The following is a 13,281-nucleotide window of genomic DNA, read 5'->3' on the forward strand; positions in this document are numbered from 1 at the left end:
TCTGAAAAAATACTAAAGTAAATTAATGACAAGTTTTTAAAGCAAGCTTTGTCGAGCTTGGTTCACTGGAATATTAGAGTATGACTCCAATTCTGGCTGAATCCAAAGACCCCTTCCGGGCCCGGATTCGCTGAATTGGAGTTTTTTATTGGAGGTTAGAATTTAATAGAAGCTCATGAAAAAGTCGCCCCTTCCGTGATCTGGTCGATCATCGGGACCGCGGCCATGTCCGTGATCATTGCCATCGCCGGCAGTCCTTACCAGGGGCAGAGCAAGCAAGTGGTCATAGGGTCACAAGCCGCCTTCATCGTCCTCTTCATCTTCACCCTCTTGATTTTTGCCTGCATCTTGCGCTTTATTAAACGCGACAAGCAAGGTCTAGTCAAAAACTAAAGCAAGCGAAAAGCCTTACTCCACACGGAGCAAGGCTTTTCCTTCAGATTGAACTATTTACTCTGCTAGTAGAAAGCAATAAATGCAATCCGTCTGCAAAAATAATTATCGCGCACATCATTAAGCACCAGACCGGTTTAATCTGGCCCAAAACAAGCCCGAACAAAGCATATCCCAAAGGAGAAAGCAAGGCTACTACTGAACTGGTAGTCGCTCCAACTCTCCCTTGAAGATTAACCGGCACCTTGGTTCTAACATACATGGCATATGGCAAGTTTACCGCGGCCAAGCAGGCACCTACCACCAGCATGCAGATGCTAAAAATACCAGTAGCAAGCAACTTATTCGGACACAAACATGCTAAAGCTAGTATAATAAAGTCACCCGCTAAAATGATTCCAATTCTGCCGGTCGTCAGCAAATAATTCTTTGGCATCTTGAAAGAACCTAGCAATAGACTGACCAGAAGCATCCCTCCTGCGCAAAAGCTGTCCGCCAATCCATATAAATTTGCAGGAATTCCCAGTTCCTTCATCATGGCGATTGGCAGGCTGACTTCCAGGCCGCTTAAAGCAAAATTAGCAATCACGGCAAAAAGCAGCAATTCCATTAAATAGCGGTCATTTTTGAAATACTCTAAGCCATTTTTGATGGATAAGAGCCATGAATCACTGATCGCTTCCACGTCAACAGAAATCAAGCGGAAATCCAATAAAGCAATTGCCAGCAAAACCACGCTTTCACCAGCTAATTCAAGCAAAGCAATATTGGAGATGGCGACTGCCCCAGCCAGCAAACCGCCCAATATCGGTGCCAAAATAACAGCACCCGCGTCTGTCAGTTGTTCATAGGCAACTAATTTTTGCCGGTGTTCTGCAGCTACCATTGAATTCGTTGAAGCCTTATAGCTGGTCGATTGAAAGGTATCACAAACTGTCAGCACAATACTGCTGGCAACAATAATCAGCAACCGTTCAGATAATGAAAGCTGCTCTCTAAATAGTGCTATAAACAGTATTACCGCTACAACGCTTGTTGCCTGGGCGATCATGCAAATTTTTTTATGATCATACTTATCAACGCAGAAGCCGATTAAAGAACTCAAAAGCAAGTTGCTCAAAGGCCGAACCAAAAGCAGCATGGAAAATAGCATGCTAGAAGATGTCTTTTGCAAAACATACACGCCCAGGCAAAAGGAAAAAGTCGCGCTCGTTAAATTACCGATTCCCAGGCTGCTGATTGCCAGAATTAATTGCTTTTTTGATTTTTGCATATTTCACCTATCGTAAATCCTAGATATAACTTTTTTCATTAAAATAAAGTAAATGGTGCAATACTCAATATAATGTTTCGGGATGTCAGATGTTTGAATCAGAGGATTTACGTATCCGTACAGATCGTCATGCCTCTTTTGTCTATCTATGAGCGAATCAATACGTATGATTGTCTGCTCTCGATATTTCACCTTTAATAATCAGATATACTAGTAACTCACCTATAACTTTTTCTTTGGATAAGGGGTATTTTTTATTATTAAAATTATAGAAAAAGCGCCAGTTTCCACCCAAAATGTTACTAGCGCTTTTTTCAATCTCTCTCAAATGTTTACTTAGCATCTTTAAAGCAAACTACAACCAGGCATATATAACTCATCATAATCATCAGTAACAATCCATTCAATCATTGCAAAATATTTACCGTATGCAGCGCTTTCCATTGTTAGGCAATTACAAACATCTGATGAACTGATCTTTTTGATAGTTAAACTCATAAAAGAAACCTCCTAAAATATTTTCCTAAGTTTGGATTTTGCTTTAAAATTAAAACTAAATAAATTAAAGCATGGATAGCAGACTTACTTTTTCTGCCTTCTCATATGTGAGAAAAAAGCCCTAATTTTATTTTGGAGGAAAGATGACAGCAATAAACTTCAAGCAAATTAGACAGATGCAGGGACTGACTTTGAAAGAAGCAGCAAGTGGCATCTGCTCTATTCAGATGCTGTCCCGGTGGGAAAACGGTACTGGCAATATGGATTTTGAAAAAACACTCAAATTGCTTGAAAGGGTGAACATCACTAGTTCAGAATACGTTCACCTGGCCAGCTTAGACGATACTGATCAACTATCAGCTGAATTGCAGAAGGCATGGGAGCAAAAGGACCATACTCTAATTAAAAGAATCGCCCGAAACAGCTTAGAGGAATTCCATCTGACTTCAAATAACTTAGCCTTAAACTACGGAGCAATTGCTTGCAGCCTTTATCATTGTTTAACAAAAGTCAATTTACTGGAGATTGATGAACAAAACGCGCTTAATAAAGAGCTATCTGAGATTACGGTCTGGGGACAAGAAAATATTTCCCTGTTCTTTAACACCATTCAAGTGCTCAGTCCCAAAATGATTTTTCAAATTTCTGCCCAATTAATTGAAAATTTGGATTTTGCCAAGCAAGCAGGTTCGGATACTTTTTACTTTGCAACGACCACTTTATTTGAAGCCGTCATCGCCTTACTTATCAGCAACAATTCTGCCTATGCCGCAAACATCTTAAGGCAATTAAACCACTTCGATTTCCCTCAGCGCGAAACAATGCTGATCATTGGCCGGAAATTTTTAAATAGTTTGATAGACTGGCAAGAGCCGCAAAACGAACAAAGCATTTTAAAAATTATCGATTTTCTGCTCGATATGGGACTGACAATGCAGGCCAAAAATTTCTTGCAAGTCTATAAAACCGTTCGAAAGGTCAAAAACTAAAGCAAGTGAAAAGCCTTACTCCACACGGAGCAAGGCTTTTTCAGATCTTAAAAAGCAATGTAGCCAGCAGGCGCAAAAGCGCGAAGACCGCGAAGACCCAGATGCTGTCTTTGATCCCGCCTAAGTAGCGGCGCTGGTAAAGAGTCATCCCGGCAGCCGCGGCAAAGAGCAGGATAAGGGATACGGCGGCCAGCCAGCTGCCCGGCCAGTAGATCAAGTGGATCACAAACAGGCAGGCCAGGTAGGGCCGGGACCACTTCAGCCGCAGCAGGCTAAACTGCTTCCGGCTCAAGTGCCGGGTCAGCAAGAGCGGCTCAATCCCGGCCAGGTCCTCTGGGAGAAAAAGCCGGGCAAGTACCTGGCCTTCCCAACAACTTGCAAGCAGAATTAAAACAGCTTCCTTGCCAGCCAAGCGGCTGGATCATCAGCCGCTTTTTGGACTGTGGGGAAGAAGGCGGCAAGGTCTACAACTACTACAAAACTTTCGTGAAGATCAGCTGAAAATTAAATGCTCTCCAAGGGCTGCTTGCTCTTCGGTGGCAGGTAATCCCGGTCCAAGGCGGCCAGTTCACCGGCGGTCAAGACCAGGTCAGCAGCCGCCAAGTTGGCCCGCATGTGGTCAACTGAACTGGCCTTTGGAATGGTCAAGACCTGCCCGGTCCGCATGGTCCAGGCCAGCAATACTTGATGGACGGACACGCCCCGCTTGTCAGCGATCTGCTTTAAGCTGGCTTTAACGGGGATAGATTGCCCGTTGCCTGAGTTAAAGGGCGAATAGCCAATAAAAGCAATGCCGTGCTGCTTTTGCCAAGGCAGGAGGTCATATTCAACGCCCCGCTTGTCGAGATTGTAGAGGTCTTCATTGGCAAAAACGGCCCCTTCCCCGGCGATATCTACCAGCTCCTGCATATCAGCCGTGTCAAAGTTGGAGACGCCCCAGTAGCGGATCAGGCCGGCAGCTTGCAAATCCTGCAGGCCCTTGACTGTTTCTGCTAAAGGATAATCGCTCTTCCAGTGCAAAAGATACAAGTCCAGATAGTCTGTCCCCAGCCGCTTCAAGCTGGCGGCCAGGCTTTTTTTCTGCTCTCTTGGACTGGCGTGCCAGGGGTAGAACTTGGAGATAAGGAAGAGCTGGCTCCGGTCCAGGTCCTTGATGGCTTCACCGACCAGGCTTTCGGCCTGCCCTTCCCCGTACATTTCAGCGGTGTCGATCACGTTGACCCCGGATGACAAGCCATACCTTATAGCCGCGATTTCCTCCTCCCGCTTGCTGGCCTTTTCCCCCATACCCCAGGTGCCCAGGCCCAGCTGGCTCAGTTTTTCTCCTTTGACAGTCATGTATTTCATGGAATTTTCCTCCATCTGTTTTATTGTTTTTCTATTTTTGCTTTCTCATTAAGAATAGTACAAGGGCGGCCATTTTTTAGCAAAAATCACACAGATTTTACCAAGATTTATTGGTCTATACCTTGACAAAAAATACTTACGGAACTAGAATGGACTATACCAATATGAGCAAGCAAAAAAATCAAGGAGTCGTGATCAAGATGAAAGTTATCGTTGTGAAAAACGCCAGTGAATTAGGCAAGCAGGCCTTTGACCTTTTGGCAAAGGCGGTTGACGAAGGGGCTAAGACCTTGGGGTTGGCAACCGGGTCTTCACCGGTTGAGCTCTATCAGGAGATGGTGGCCAGCCAGCTCGACTTCCGCCAAATGACCAGCGTCAACTTGGATGAATACGTCGGTCTCAGCCCGGAAAACCCGCAGAGCTACCACTACTTCATGAACCAGCATCTCTTCCAGTACAAGCCATTCAAGCGCTCCTACCTGCCAGACGGCCAGGCAAAAGACATCCAGGCAGAGTGCAGCCACTACAACCAGATTTTGGCAGACAACCCGGTAGACTTGCAGGTCTTAGGGATCGGGCAGAACGGGCACATCGCCTTCAACGAACCGGGGACGCCGTTTGACAGCGTGACTCATGAAGTTGCTTTGACGGAAAGCACGATCAAGGCCAACGCCCGCTTCTTCGACAGCATTGATGAAGTGCCAAAGAGCGCCATCTGCATGGGGATTGCCAATATCATGGCGGCTAAGGAGATCATCCTTTTGGCCAAGGGGGAAAGCAAGGCTAAGGCTATTAAGGCCATGGTTGAAGGGCCAGTGACTACGGATGTCCCAGCCAGCGTCCTACAAAAGCACCCGAACGTTACGGTGATTGCCGACCAGGCAGCCGCGAGCTTACTTAAATAAGAAGTAAAACAGGAGCACCTTCTTCGTAAAAAGATGCCCCTGTTTTTGCTAGCGCTTCGGAAAGCGGTTGCGCAAAGCAAATGCCAATGATAATATAATATGTAACAGATACTATAAGCTTACTTCGGATTTAACATTGGGAGTGATGAAAATGCCTTGGTTTACAATCATGACGGTCATCGTAGTCATCTTGGCAGTCTTCGGCCTAATTACTTTAGCCAAGTATCTGATAAAATGATTGATAAGTTATTCCCTGTGACGGATTATCTGTCACGTTTAGCTTGTGTTAACTATGATGACTAACTATATAAAGTGTCATTAAATGATTTGCAACTAGCAATCACTAGCAACCTCCATTTCCCTCTTTCGTTCATAACCGTTCACAGGCGTTCATAGGTGTTTCGATGCTGACACGGCCATTTATTTACACTTAAACTAGATCCTGTGGTTAGTTGTCCTTTAGAGTGCATCCCCTTGCCCTATTCCTAATTCCGATAACTCTAATTTAATGAATTAGAGTGATTATATGCTGACCTATCATATACTGAGCAATCATATAAAGCCCGCCCGGGGGATTGCGAAAATGTCTGGTTTTGTCCGGTTCGAAAAACGAATTTAAAGCGTGCTATAGCCTGTCGCCCGCTCCCCTTGCTGGGGGCTCTGAGATAAAGCCACAGACTTGTATGGCACCATGCAGAACTTATTAGGCATTTGGTGGAATAAACAAGCGGCTAGAGAATATGCAGCCAAACACCCCGAAGAACAGAACACTGACAATGAGCGTTCTTGGAATTAAACGGGCGCCGAAAGTGCAGACGACAGTGCCTTGCTGAATACCTTGCAGCAAATTGTCGGTGCGGTTTCAGATTAAAAAGCCGCAAGTGAGCCGCGATCTTTAGTTCCGCAAATGCGCATTAATGAGTTCCGGTAAGTGATTGCCAAAACAATCGCCCTTACCGGAATTTTTTTGCTATTAAGCGGATTCTTTTGCAAAAAATCTTTCTGCCTCTAAGCATTGTCCGTTGCTAATTTGTATGCCATCTGTTATGCTTAACTTCTTTATTGTTAGTAGACAGTGTATAAGGAGGTCGATGTTTTGAAGAATCCATATGATTTTGATGTCTTGTACTTAGGTAGTGGGCATGGCGCGTTTGACGGGGCCGGCCCATTGGCAGCTTCGGGAAAAAAAGTTGCGGTGGTTGAAGGTGACATGATCGGCGGCACCTGCCCGAATTATGGGTGTAACGCGAAAATCACGCTTGATACGCCGGTGGTTTTGCAGCGGTTGGCAGAACGGATGCAGGGTGTTGTGTCTGGCAATATCAAGATCAACTGGTCGGCATTAGTGGCCCATAAACAAGCCGTGATTAAGCCGTTACCGAATGCTATCGGTACGGGATTAACCCAAAACGGCGTGACGATCATCCATGGCTATGGAAAATTTCAGGACGCGCACACGGTTGTTGTGGGTGAAAAGACTTATACCGCTGACAAAATTGTCATTGCGACCGGCCAGCGCCCGCATCGCATCGATGTTCCGGGGACCGATTTAGCCCATGACAGTCGGGCCTTCATGGACTTGGACGTCTTGCCGAAGCGAATCGGTATTTTGGGATCTGGCTATATCAGTATGGAATTTGCGACGATTGCCAATGCGGCAGGCGCCGATGTCCATGTGTTGATGCATCATGATCGTGCTTTGCGGGAATTCCACCAGCCGTTTGTCGAAGATGTGATGGCCGACATGACGAAACGGGGCATTCAATTCACGCCGAACGCGGCGGTGACGGCGCTTGAGAAGACCACTGATGGCATTGTGATTCATTATGGTGACAAGGAACAGTTAGTTGTCGATTGGGTGCTGGACGCAACCGGCCGAATCCCGAATGTTGAGCAACTGGGATTAGAAAACATCGGTGTCAAGTTTAACCAGCACGGGATTCTTGTGGACGACTATCTGCGAACCAATGTGTCCAATATTTATGCATCGGGCGATGTTTTAGACAAGCTACAACCCAAATTGACTCCAACAGCCACGTTTGAGTCCTATTACCTTTACAAGTTACTGAGCGGCCAAACAACTGCGCCGATTGATTATCCAGCGATTCCGTCAACGGTTTACACCTCGCCAAGAATTGCCAAAGTAGGTGTGGCACCGGAAGCGGTCAAGGATGATACTAACAAAGTCGTGCACAACCACATTCCGGATGACTGGTATCATCAAACCGATCAGGAAACGGTGGGTGATAGCCTTTTGGTGTTCGATCAGGAACATCATCTTGTCGGCGCCACGGAGTACAGTGCTCAGGCCGAAGATGCGATCAACACGTTATTGCCGGCGATTGTCTACCATCTGAGTCGCGATCAGATGTGGCAAATGGCGCACATTTTCCCGGCTGAGGGTGCAGCGGCATGGCATAAGATTCGGTAATTTCGAGATAAAGCCACAGGGGGCTGCTTGCTTGGCTTTAGTGCAAAAGAAAAAGGTTGACCATAACTGGTCAGCCTCTTTTTATGTCGTTACCTTTGTTACTTAGTTCCGCCGTGCCTGTGCCCTCACTAGTGGGGATGGATCAACTTGTAGCTTTTGGCGGTCAATCGGTCGTCCATACCGTGCCACAGCCGCCCTTACTAGCGGGGATGGGTCAGTAACTAATCGGTCAAGGTCTTGCGGTCTAACGGCCTTTGCTACCCAGATTCTAGCGTTTTCGTCCGGGTCAGTAACAAGGCGGTCAAGCGTTGCATTGTCTCGGTCAAGCACCGCATCGATTGCCCTTAATTCTTTTTCTGGCAAATCACTCTTAACCATTGTTACTTTACTACGCTTTCTATAAACCGTATTTCTTCATGTTGTTAATATACAGGTCACGAAAGAGCTCGCTATCCGTAACGTCCCGATCTGTTACCCACAGCTTGTCTAAATATTCTTGAAAGAGTTCGGTTGTGGTCTTGCCCGTGATCGCTTTGTACACCTCAAGCTTAGCACGTGTTTCCTTACTGATTACCATGTTTATATGCTCACTTTTGACCTCAGCGGGCTTTTTCCCTTTTGCCCGGGGTCTTACCACCTTAACCGCCTGTGGCTTTTCCTCGGCCATTTCGGCCGCCTATGCGGTCTTTTGCATTACGTCCTGAGCATCTACCTTAATCTTGTTAGCCATTCTTTAAATCCTCTTCAATCTCGTTTAATAGTGCTTTCGCATCCTCGGTTACCTTTGCCCCTTTGGCAGCATACTCAAACAGGCTCTGTTTGGCGTTTTGCGCCTCTCTCACGGCCGTTTCATCCCTTAGGGTAGAGATCGATAAACCTTAGTATTAAATTGCTCTGCTACCTCATTTAAAGCCTCTGTGATCGCCTTGCTTAGGTTAGTGCGGGGGTTATATCTGTTTAGCACAATGCCACAGATTGAAAGGCGGGGATTAGAGCGCCGCTGTATTGCCTTGACACGCTGGGCAAGGGTTGCCATGCCTTTAAAGCTGTAAATGTCCGCCTGCACGGGGATGATGAGCTTATCCGCCGCCGTCAATGCATTGCTGACAATGACGTTTAAGCTTGGCGGGGTGTCAATGACTATCAAATCATAATCATCTTTGACCGCCTCTAGCTTGTCAGACAAGATAAACTGAGCATCTAGCACGCCCGCTAGCTCTACCTCGACACGCTCTAAAGTGAGGGATGCCGGGACTAGATCAAGATTCAAGTATCCACTAACGGGTGTAGCCACAGCCGGGACTTGCACGCTCTCGCTGGTCAATAACTCATAGCTCGTTTTGCTGGGATCGTAATCGCTGACCAAACTATAAGATGCATCCCCTTGCTGGTCAAGATCCACTAGTAGCAGCCTCTCGCCTCTTAGAGCCTCGCCTGTCGCTAGTAACAGGGCAAGGGTAGTTTTACCCGCCCCGCCTTTTTGAGTGGTTACAGTTACTATTTTTGCCATTTTAGACACCTTATATAAAGACTAATCAAATAATGCCTTGCTAATATCGGCCGTTGCTGAGTTGCCCAGCTTGCCAATCTGGTGCAAATAAATGTTTGTCGTGTCGCCGCTCGCATGTCTGAGCATTAGTTGGGTATCTCTTTGGCTGTGCCCCAGCTCTAAGGACAAGATCCCGGCTGTGTGTCTCGTGCTGTGTGCCGTCCATTTTGGGTCATTAAACCCGGCTTTGATAAATCTAGTCTTACAGATCTTGCTAATGGATCGGGTACTGAGGGTCTGACCGTTTGAACGGTTGCTAGTGCTTGTAAAAAGCGGCTCTGTGCATGCTGGGATATCCTTTGCATCGATGCCACGGGTGGTTAAATAGTCGGTCAAGACAGTGTAAACGTGATCCGGCAACGGTACATAGTCGCTCGCATCGGCCTTCCCCTTGCCTTGCACTAAAAGCACCCGGGATGCCCCTAAAATGGTTATATCCTTGACCTTAGCCCGGGATGCCTCAATCGTCCGTAAGCCACAGGTAAAGAGCAAAACTAACAGCGCATAATCCCGCTTCCCGGCCTGTGTGGCCTGGTCGATCTGGTCTAGTATCTCTTTGACCTAAGCCACCTCAAAATAGCTTTTAGGGCTCTTACGGTTGACCTTGCCCGACTTGACGTACTAGGCAATGTTGGGATATTTGCCGATGCTCTCAAGCCATTTAACCCATTGCTTGATCGCTACCATGTAAAGGTGCACTGTATTAGGTTTATAACCTCGCTTGGTCAGATCCTCTTTATAGCGTCTAATAGTGTTCGTTGTCGGTTGCTGGGCGTCCGGTTGGTCTTTAAGCCACAGCTTAAAGCGCTTGATACAGCTTTTATAGGTCTTAGCCGTGTTCGGCATGTCTTCAAGATACAGTAAAAAGCTATCAAGGGTTGCCCCGTCTAAGGTTTGGGCAAGCGTGATGTCATTGGTCATTTTTGCACCCCTCTTAACTATGATTACTAATCATATAATCATATATTGACTCTTTACAGCTATTACAGCACCTTTTCCGCCTATGTGTTTATGGAATTAGAACTTTTTTCAATTAGTTCGGGATCTGCTCCCCCCGATTTTCAAATTTCTATCCCACACGAATAAAACCATGGGCACTGCCCAAACCCGCAAGCTGTGTCAGCTTGACCCCATAAATGAGCGGGAGCTCCCGCTCAAACTCACCCCGCACTCGCCGTGAGGCAGGCAAAAAAAGCAGGTGTGCTTTTCTTTACATGTGCAAAAGTGTCTTGGCCTAGTGAGTCCATCAACTCCTTAAAGCCGTTCTACGTCGATTTACCGTTGACGGACAGTAAAATTATACGGTTAACAGCTAAAATGGCTTAGAGAGCAAATTAGGGGCATTTAAAGCCAATAAAGTCCAGTCGCCAACTCTTTCGGACTTTATTGGCTTTGAAGATTCCAATTGACGCAAGTCAGTTTTGTTTGAGCAAAGCGAAATCTGATACAGATTTTAATGGGTTTAGCACAGCGTAATCTTTAATGACGTATAAGTGCGCCTCTGACATTTTCGTCGGTTTTGAGTTATAATAACCATATCAAAAGGAGATCAATCTAATGAAATATACGAAAACTAAAGCAGTATTAAATCAACTCGTTGCCGATTTGAGCCAGATGTCAATGATTATCCATCAGACGCATTGGTACATGCGTGGACCCAACTTTTTGAAGTTGCACCCCTTGATGGATAAGTTCATGGAAGAAATTGATAGCCAACTCGATGTCATTTCTGAACGGCTGATTGCGCTTGATGGCAATCCTTACTCGACCTTAAAAGAAATGGCCGAAAACACTAAGATTCAAGACTGGCCTGGTGAATGGGACAAAACAACCCCAGAACGCCTCGCACACTTAGTTGATGGCTATCGTTACTTGGAAGACCTTTACCAACACGGCATTGAAGTATCCGATGTTGAAAAAGACTTCAGTACCCAAGATATTTTCATTGGTCTCAAAACCGCAATTGAGAAGAAAATCTGGATGATTCAGGCAGAGCTTGGGTCGGCGCCGGAAATTGATGAATAAAATAATATTAAAAAATCGGTAGGCTTATGGGTAGGCTTATGGTAGATTGTAAAATTAATCCGAACGCCCATTTGAATATTGGACAGCCCTAGTTCACAAAAGGTTTCGATTTTAATTCGTTCGGAATAGATTATACTAGACAAAAGATCAGCTCCTAAAAGATGGGTTTGTGGTAAACACCATTTTAAAGTAAGCTGATCTTTTTTGTCCGAGTACAGAACGATAAAAAATTTGGCTTAAAACAGTGGGATTTGCAACACTTTTTAAGTATTTAAAACACCCTGATTTAACCCGGGGATTGATATGACCCCTAAAATTAGGACACTAATTTTAGGGGTTATTTTCATGACTAAATACACTAAAGAAATCAAACTTGCTATCTACCACGAATGGATAAACGATGACAGAAGAGGTGCCTACCTTAGCCGGAAATATGGGATGAGGCTAGGAGAAATTGCATATATGGTGGCCTTACTTCAAAGGCATGGAGAAGGTATCCTGGATCGCCCTCAACAGAAATATACTTGTGATTTTAAGCTTGCGGCTATTGATAGGGTTCTGCTAGGTGGTGAAGCACTTAGACAGGTTTCCTTAGACTTAGGGCTCACGAATCATGGAATTCTTGCAAATTGGCTTCGCTCTTTCAAATAAAAAAATTGGAGGCCTTAATTCAAGAACGCAAGAAGTAACTATTACTATCAGACCCATAAGCCAGATAAGGATTCTGGTAACCAGAAGCTGATGGATAGAATTAAAGAGATCTTTCTTGAACACAGACAGCGCTATGGGTACCGGCGAATCTACGGACAGCTTCGCCGGGAAGACTATGAGGTCAACCATAAGAAGGTGCAGAGGCTCATGCAAAAGATGGGCTTGTTCGCCATCTCAATCCGCAAGAGACGTAAATACAGCAACTATTACGGCGTTCAAGGCAAGATCAAGCCAGACTTAATCAAGCGCAATTTCTACGCAATTATTCCCGACAGACAATGGTTTACCGACGTGACAGAATTCCATCTCAAAGATCAAAAGCTCTACCTTTCTCCAATTATTGATGGTTGTACCCAAGAAATCATCTCCTACAATATTTCTAGGCACCCAGACCTTAAGCAAGTAATGACCATGCTAGATGACGCATTTGAGAAGCACCCGGCTCTTAACGGGCTTATTTTCCACTCAGACCGTGGCTGGCAATATCAGCACCAAGCATATCAAGCCGCTCTGGCTAACAGAGGGATCGATCAGAGTATGTCCAGATTGGGTAATTCTCTTGATGACGGCTTAATGGAGGGCTTCTTCGGCATTCTTAAGCGGGAGATGTTCTACGGCCAAGAACATAAATACAAGGACTTAAATGAGCTTGAGCAAGCTATTCACAAATACATCGATTACTACAACAACGTAAGAATCAAGACAGGACGAAAAAACATGACCCCGATTGAATATCGGAATCATGTTTTAACAACCTTAACGGCGTAATACTAAATTGTCCCAATTTTAGGGGTCATATCAGGCAGATCCTTTTTTAGTTTATGTATGTTTGTCAGAGCTTCAAACCAAGCCAAGAGCCGTAAAAGATAAAAGCAAATAAGAAGATAGCAGTGACTACCAAGGCCAAGATACAGCTCAAAAACAGGCTAACTGAGTGCTTTTGCCCCCACGCAATCAGCCAAAACAGCAGTAAAAGATCGCCAATATCTTCTAGAGCATAATATAGCCGGGCTTGATGAAAAAATGGAGTAACAAGCAGAGTCAGCAGCCAGAAAGGCAAAAAGCGACCGATCCAATGGTAGCTTTGCTCATCAAGAAACTGTCTACGCATATTGATATCGCCTGCCTTTTTCATCTAAACTTTCCCTTTAATTGTAGTC

General features: G+C 45.4%; 14 protein-coding genes and 2 pseudogenes. 6 read left to right on the plus strand and 10 right to left on the minus strand.

Annotation, left to right across the window (positions count from 1 at the left end):
- The first annotated feature begins 195 nt into the window (after positions 1-195).
- Complete coding sequence (locus LJ046_RS01820; protein ID WP_002878331.1) at positions 196-393, plus strand: hypothetical protein; 198 nt, start codon at positions 196-198, stop codon at positions 391-393.
- 43 nt (positions 394-436) lie between these two features.
- Here the strand turns inward: LJ046_RS01820 and LJ046_RS01825 are convergent, their stop codons facing one another.
- The gene (locus LJ046_RS01825) at positions 437-1,666 is read right to left on the minus strand and encodes an MFS transporter (protein WP_002878330.1); all 1,230 of its coding nucleotides are present in this window, start codon (positions 1,664-1,666) and stop codon (positions 437-439) included.
- A 345-nt stretch (positions 1,667-2,011) separates the two neighbouring features.
- Positions 2,012-2,164: a hypothetical protein gene (locus LJ046_RS09945; RefSeq protein ID WP_155240865.1), complete on the minus strand. Its 153-nt coding sequence runs from the start codon at positions 2,162-2,164 to the stop codon at positions 2,012-2,014.
- Between the two features lie 143 nt (positions 2,165-2,307).
- On the opposite strand from LJ046_RS09945, the gene LJ046_RS01830 reads away from it, so the two are divergent.
- Positions 2,308-3,153 carry a helix-turn-helix domain-containing protein gene (locus LJ046_RS01830; protein WP_002878328.1) on the plus strand — a complete coding sequence of 282 codons (846 nt, stop codon included), beginning with the start codon at positions 2,308-2,310 and terminating at the stop codon, positions 3,151-3,153.
- 40 nt (positions 3,154-3,193) lie between these two features.
- Here LJ046_RS01830 and LJ046_RS01835 read toward each other — a convergent pair whose 3' ends face one another.
- Positions 3,194-3,565, minus strand: a complete 372-nt coding sequence (locus LJ046_RS01835) for a hypothetical protein (protein WP_002878327.1) — start codon at positions 3,563-3,565, stop codon at positions 3,194-3,196.
- A gap of 92 nt (positions 3,566-3,657) precedes the next feature.
- Entirely contained in the window at positions 3,658-4,500 is an 843-nt protein-coding gene (locus LJ046_RS01840; protein ID WP_002878326.1) for an aldo/keto reductase, read from the minus strand.
- 200 nt (positions 4,501-4,700) lie between these two features.
- Between LJ046_RS01840 and nagB the strand changes: the two genes are divergently transcribed.
- Both nagB and LJ046_RS01855 read left to right on the plus strand, forming a co-directional pair.
- Entirely contained in the window at positions 4,701-5,405 is a 705-nt protein-coding gene (gene nagB / locus LJ046_RS01845) for a glucosamine-6-phosphate deaminase (protein WP_002878325.1), read from the plus strand.
- Positions 5,406-6,501: 1,096 nt separating this feature from the next.
- On the plus strand, positions 6,502-7,836 hold the full coding sequence (locus LJ046_RS01855; RefSeq protein WP_002878324.1) for a dihydrolipoyl dehydrogenase family protein: 1,335 nt from the start codon (positions 6,502-6,504) through the stop codon (positions 7,834-7,836).
- A 397-nt stretch (positions 7,837-8,233) separates the two neighbouring features.
- Here the strand turns inward: LJ046_RS01855 and LJ046_RS01870 are convergent, their stop codons facing one another.
- The 4 genes from LJ046_RS01870 to LJ046_RS09820 form a co-directional block, all read right to left on the minus strand.
- On the minus strand, positions 8,234-8,503 hold the full coding sequence (locus tag LJ046_RS01870; protein WP_002878320.1) for a hypothetical protein: 270 nt from the start codon (positions 8,501-8,503) through the stop codon (positions 8,234-8,236).
- 189 nt (positions 8,504-8,692) lie between these two features.
- A complete protein-coding gene (locus tag LJ046_RS01875; RefSeq protein WP_002878318.1) occupies positions 8,693-9,346 on the minus strand; it encodes a ParA family protein in 654 nt (217 codons plus the stop codon).
- 21 nt (positions 9,347-9,367) lie between these two features.
- Positions 9,368-9,937, minus strand: coding sequence for a tyrosine-type recombinase/integrase (locus tag LJ046_RS10680; protein ID WP_133281467.1), 570 nt, complete (start codon positions 9,935-9,937; stop codon positions 9,368-9,370).
- A 69-nt stretch (positions 9,938-10,006) separates the two neighbouring features.
- A complete protein-coding gene (locus LJ046_RS09820) occupies positions 10,007-10,306 on the minus strand; it encodes a site-specific integrase (RefSeq protein WP_035176547.1) in 300 nt (99 codons plus the stop codon).
- Positions 10,307-10,942: 636 nt separating this feature from the next.
- On the opposite strand from LJ046_RS09820, the gene LJ046_RS01885 reads away from it, so the two are divergent.
- The gene (locus LJ046_RS01885; RefSeq protein WP_002878317.1) at positions 10,943-11,410 is read left to right on the plus strand and encodes a Dps family protein; all 468 of its coding nucleotides are present in this window, start codon (positions 10,943-10,945) and stop codon (positions 11,408-11,410) included.
- A gap of 53 nt (positions 11,411-11,463) precedes the next feature.
- On the opposite strand, the pseudogene LJ046_RS09950 reads toward LJ046_RS01885, so the two are convergent.
- Positions 11,464-11,553, minus strand: a pseudogene (locus LJ046_RS09950) (IS30 family transposase); the annotation flags it as partial.
- 202 nt (positions 11,554-11,755) lie between these two features.
- On the opposite strand from LJ046_RS09950, the pseudogene LJ046_RS01895 reads away from it, so the two are divergent.
- Positions 11,756-12,889: pseudogene (locus LJ046_RS01895) on the plus strand (IS3 family transposase).
- A 64-nt stretch (positions 12,890-12,953) separates the two neighbouring features.
- Here the strand turns inward: LJ046_RS01895 and LJ046_RS01900 are convergent.
- Entirely contained in the window at positions 12,954-13,256 is a 303-nt protein-coding gene (locus LJ046_RS01900; protein WP_002878316.1) for a hypothetical protein, read from the minus strand.
- Between the last annotated feature and the right edge of the window lie 25 nt (positions 13,257-13,281).

Origin of the sequence: Lactobacillus delbrueckii subsp. jakobsenii ZN7a-9 = DSM 26046, from assembly GCF_001888925.1 — a bacterium.
GTDB classification, from domain to species: Bacteria; Bacillota; Bacilli; order Lactobacillales; family Lactobacillaceae; genus Lactobacillus; species Lactobacillus delbrueckii.